This is a genomic window from Nocardioides sp. ChNu-99 (assembly GCF_029493445.1).
Taxonomy (GTDB): domain Bacteria; phylum Actinomycetota; class Actinomycetes; order Propionibacteriales; family Nocardioidaceae; genus Nocardioides.
The window spans coordinates 1-5,209 of sequence record NZ_JAHWBL010000099.1; the positions used below are offsets into that span (position 1 = coordinate 1).

At 78.2% G+C, this 5,209-nt stretch carries 4 protein-coding genes; all 4 read left to right on the forward strand.

Annotated features, from left to right (window positions below; genetic code table 11):
• Positions 1-1,025, forward strand: a 1,025-nt coding sequence (locus KK617_RS18350) for a fibronectin type III domain-containing protein (RefSeq protein ID WP_277501633.1), incomplete at its 5' end; no start/stop codon positions are given.
• A gap of 82 nt (positions 1,026-1,107) precedes the next feature.
• Complete coding sequence (locus KK617_RS18355; RefSeq protein ID WP_277501634.1) at positions 1,108-2,115, forward strand: AAA family ATPase; 1,008 nt, start codon at positions 1,108-1,110, stop codon at positions 2,113-2,115.
• Between the two features lie 2 nt (positions 2,116-2,117).
• Entirely contained in the window at positions 2,118-3,305 is a 1,188-nt protein-coding gene (locus tag KK617_RS18360) for a DUF58 domain-containing protein (protein WP_277501635.1), read from the forward strand.
• A partial coding sequence (locus tag KK617_RS18365; RefSeq protein WP_277501636.1) for a transglutaminase domain-containing protein occupies positions 3,302-5,209 on the forward strand: 1,908 nt, incomplete at its 3' end. The genes KK617_RS18360 and KK617_RS18365, both read left to right, overlap by 4 nt.

Here is a 5,209-nt window from a genome sequence, read left to right on the forward strand (position 1 = left end):
CGACCGCGCCGCCGACGAGCCCGCCCACCGACCCACCCGCCGCCGCCCTGCAGGCACCGACCGGCGTCACCGGCACCGTGGTGGCCGACGGCGTCGTCGAGGTGCGCTGGGCCCACGCCGGGCCCGCCGCCACCGCCTTCGACGTCTCCGTCGTCGACAACGGCGCCCTCTTCGCCAGCGTCGACGGGAGCGAGCGCACCGCGCGGCTGACCGTGCCCCTGGGCCAGCCGGTGCGGTTCGTGGTGACCGCCGTCGGAGACGGCGCCCGCCAGGCCTCCGCTCCCTCCGCCCCCGTCACCGCGAGCAGCCGCCCGGGCGCGCCGGCCGCCGTCGGCGGGTCCGTCGCCACGGGCGCCCACGACGCCGGCGCCGTGACCGCGACGGTCACCTGGGGCGAGGCGGAGGCGTACGGGTCGCCCGTGACCGGCTACACCGTCGTCCTGTCCAGCGGTGGCGCCGGCGGCGCGACGCAGACGCAGCGGGTGGGCGCGGACGCCCGCACGGCGACGTTCACGGTCCCCTGCACCGACACCGGCGGCGAGCAGTGCGATCCCGGCACCACGTCGGTGAGCGTGCACGCCACGAACGCCGAGGGCGACGGCCCCGCCGCGACCGCCACCATCGGCGAGGGCGGCGCAGGCGCGGCCCGGCTCCCGGGCGCCGGTCGCCAGCACGTCACCGGGCACACGGGCGGCGACATCACCTACGAGGGCTTCGGCGAGGTCACGCTCTCCCTCGCGCCGCCGGCCGACTGGGCCGCGTTCACCGGCACGTGCAGCTACACGACCGACGCGGGGTCGTTCACGCTCCCCTGCGGCGAGACCTCGCTGACGATCCAGTACAACGAGGAGATCGCGTACGTCGAGTGCGGGCGCCCGGGCGGCGTCGGGGGCGGGCAGCAGCCCCTCACCCGCCAGCGCCAGGTCGTCTTCACCGCCGACAACGGGCGCACGAGCGCGCAGAGCGCGACGTACACCTTCACCACCGAGCAGGCGACGTGGTGCCGGGGCACCCCGCTCCCGTGACGCCGTACCGGGACACCCGCACCCACCTGCCCCCGCCCGTACCGATCCCCACACCGATCCCCAGCCCCGAGAGGATCCACCTGTGACCGCCACCGCCGAGGGCCGGGCCCACCCGTCCCCGACGTCCGTCTCCGAGGCCGACGTCGCCGAGTTCCGCCGCCTCCACCAGCGTCTCGGGGACGCCGTGGAGAGCGCCGTGCACGGCAAGCGCGCGGTGGTCGACCTGGTGCTCGTCGCCGCCGTGGCCGGCGGGCACGTGCTCCTGGAGGACGTGCCCGGCACCGGCAAGACGACGCTGGCCCGGGCCGTCGCCCGCGCCCTGGGCGGCGAGATGCGGCGGGTGCAGTTCACCCCCGACCTGCTGCCCAGCGACGTCACCGGCACCACGGTGTTCGACCCGGCCAGCGGGCAGGTGCGCTTCCGCCCGGGGCCGGTCTTCTCCCACGTCGTGCTTGCCGACGAGATCAACCGGGCGGCCGCGAAGACCCAGTCCGCCCTGCTCGAGGTCATGGAGGAGCACACGGTCACGGTCGACGGCTCCACGCGCGCCGTGCCCGACCCGTTCCTCGTCATCGCGACGCAGAACCCGATCGACCTCGACGGCACCTACCGCCTCCCCGAGGCGCAGCTCGACCGCTTCCTGCTGCGCACGTCGCTGGGCTACCCCGACGCCGAGCACGAGATCGACGTGCTCCGCCCGGGCAGCACGGCCGGGCGGGTGGCCGACGTGCCGGTCGTCGCGTCCCCCGGCGAGGTCGCCGCGGCCGGTCGCCAGCTGGCCTACCTCCACGTCGCCGACCCGCTGCTGCGCTACGTGCGGGAGATCGGCGTCGCCATCCGCACCGACCCCCGGGTGCGCCTCGGCGCCTCCACCCGCGGGCTGCGCTCGCTCGTGCGCTGCCTGCAGGTGTACGCCGCCTCGCAGGGTCGCCACTACGTCGTGCCCCACGACGTGCAGCGCCTCGCCGAGCCCGTGCTGGCCCACCGCACCGTCCTGACCCGCGACGCGCTGCTCGCGGGCCACCGGCCGGTCGACGTGGTGCACGAGGTGCTCGACGGCGTCCTGCCGCCGCAGCCCGACCAGGGCTGAGCGTGGCCCGGCCCGCCCCCGCCGCCTGGCGGGCGCTGACCCCGCGCGGTCGGGGCACCGCCCTGCTCGCGGTCGTCGTGCTGGTCGTCGGCGTCGTGGCCCGCTACCCGGTCCTCGCCGGCCTCGGCGCCTGCCTGCTGGCGCTCGTCGTCGTCGAGCTCGCCGCCGTGCTGCGCCGCCACGCGCTCGCACTGCGCCGTACCGTCGAGCCGGCCGTCGTCGTGCGGCACGAGCCCTGCCACGGCACGCTGCGGGTGGCGGGGCGACGACGCCGCGGTCTGGTGCGGACCGAGGCGGTCGACACGGTCGACGGCGTGCTCCACCCCGTGCGCATCCCCGACACCGACCGCGCCGAGGAGGTGCGCGTGGAGTACCCCGTGCCCACCCGCCGGCGCGGCGTCGTACCGGTCGGGCCGCTCCTGCTGCGCCACCACGGGCTGCTGGGCCTGGCCTCGCACGGCACCGAGCACGGCGAGGTGACGAGCGTGCGGGTGCTGCCCCGGCGGGTCCCGCTCAGCCGCACCGCGCCCGGCACCCGGCGGGCCGTCGTCGGCGCCACGGAGGCCGTCGACGTGGGCGGCACCGACCTCGTCGGGCTCCACGAGTACTCGGCCGGCGACGACCTGCGGCGTCTGCACTGGGCGACGAGCGCCCGCTCCGGGACCCTGATGGTGCGCGAGGACGCCGAGCCGGCCGAGCCGCACGTGTGCGTGCTGCTCGACGACCGCTCGAACAGTTACCCCGCCGACGACCGGGACGACCTGTTCGAGGACGCCGTCGAGCTGGCGTCGGCGCTGTGCCGGGTCACCGTCGCGGCGGGCCAGCCCCTGCGCTTCCGGGTGGTCAGCGGACGGTACGCCGTCGACGTGCCCGCCTCCCCCGCCCGGCTGCCGCGTCCCGAGGGCGACGAGGTCGAGCTGCTCCTCGCCGAGATCGGCGCCGTCGGGCCGGACACCGCGCCCGTCGACGTGCGGGGCGTGCGCGACGCCGACGTGGCCGTCGCGGTCTCGGGCGCCCGGGCCGACGACCGCGAGCTGGCCCTGCTGCTGGGCGACGGCGCCCGCCGGGTCGTGCTCTCCCTCGACCCCCGGCCGCTCGTGTCGTCGGGCCAGGTGGGCGACGTGCTCGTGCTCCGCGGCGGCGGGGCCCTCGGCCTGGCCGCGCAGTGGGACGTGGCGGTGGGGGCGTGAGCGGCGCGGGCCGCACGGAGCGTGCGGGGCTGCCCGGCGCCGCGGCGCTGGTGTGGAGCGCGAGCCTGCCCGCCGCGGGGGCGCTCTCGGTGGCGACCGCGTGGGGCGGGTGGCGCATGCCGCTGCTCGTCGTGGCCGCGGTGGTCGTGCCCTTCGCCCTCCTGGTGACCGTCGTGCGGCTCGGGGTGGGCCGCTGGGCGGCGACCGCCGCGCTCACGGCCCTCCTCGTGCTCGTCGCCTACGTGCTCGGGGCGGGCGCGGGCACCACGTTCGTCGGGACGGTGGGCGACGCCGTACCCCTGCTGCTGACGGAGCCGCAGCCCCTCGCCCTGCGGGCCGACCTGCTCGTGGCCCCGGTGCTCGCCTGCGGCCTGGTGGGCATCGCGGTCGGGCTGCGCTCGGTGCGCCCGACCCGGCTCGCCCCGCTGGTGGGCGGGCTGGTGCTCTACGCCGCGGGCGCGTTCCTCACCGGCGGCCGCGGGGACCGCGTCGGGGTCGTGGCGGCCCTGCTGCTGGTGCTGGCCGTGCTGGGCTGGTGCCTGCTCGACGAGACCGGCGAGCCGCGCCGGCGCCGCCTCGTGCTCGCCGGGCCGGTGCTCGTCGTGGCGGTCGGCGTCGTCGCCTCCACCGCGCTCGTGCCGGTGAGCGGCGCCTTCGACCCGCGGTCGGTCGTCGAACCGCCGATCGTGCGCACCGACGTCTCGAGCCCCCTGCCCCAGCTCGCCGCCTGGGCCGCGAACCCGGACGTGGAGCTGTTCACCACCGCCGGCGACACGGGCCCCACCCGCCTGGTCGTGCTCGACGAGTACGACGGCACGCAGTGGCGGGCGGCCACCCGCTACGGCCCCTTCGGGGCGACGGCGGACGACGTGCTCCCCGCCGGCGAGCAGCGGCGCCGCTCCACGATGGCGGTGCGGGTGGCCGAGCTCGGCGGCAGCTGGCTCCCCGCCCCGGGCACGCCCACCGGTGTGTCCGGGACCGAGGCGCTCGTCGACCCCCGCACGGGCACCCTCCTCGAGCCTGCCGGCGCGGCCGACGCCGAGTACGAGGTGACGGCGGAGGTCGACGACCCCGACCCGGCCCGCCTGCCGGGGGCCACGCTCCCCGACCCCTCCGCCGACCTGCCGCTGGAGCGCTACCTCGAGCTGCCCGACGTGCCGACGGACCTGTGGGTGTACGCCGGGCAGGTCACCGCCGGCGCCACCACGCCGTACCAGCGGGCGGTCGCCGTCGAGGACGCCGTGCGGGGCCAGCGGCGCGTCGCCGAGCGGGCCATCTCCGGCTCGGCGCTGTGGCGCGTCGAGGACTTCCTGCTCGGCGAGGTCGGCACCGCGGGCGCCCAGGAGGGGACCTCGGAGCAGTTCGCCACCGCCTTCGCCCTCGTCGCGCGGTACGCCGGGCTGCCCACCCGCCTCGTCGTCGGCTTCGAGCCCGGCGACGAGCAGCCGGACGGCACGCGGGTGGTGCGCGGCGAGCACGCGCTGGCGTGGCCCGAGGTCTACTTCGACCGGCTCGGCTGGGTGGCCTTCTCCCCCACGCCCGACGCCGACCTGGGCGGGGAGCGCCCCGACGCCCCGCTCGACCCGCCGACCACGCCGCCGCCGGCCCCCACGCCCAGCGCCGACCCGTCGCCCGACCAGGTCGACGACCACGCCGCGGACGACGCCGGCGGGTCCACGCTGCCGCCGCGCACCGGCGCCTTCGCCGCCGGGGCGCTGCTCCTCGCCGTGCCCCTCGGGCTGCTGCTCGCCCGGGCCCTGCGCTCGTGGGGCCACCGGCGACGCGGCGCGCGCGGCGCCTGGGCCGAGGTGCTCGACGCCCTGGTGCTCGCCGGCCGCCCCGCACCACGCAGCACCCCCGCGCCCGTGGTGGGCGACGGCGTGGCGATGCGGTACGGCGCGCCC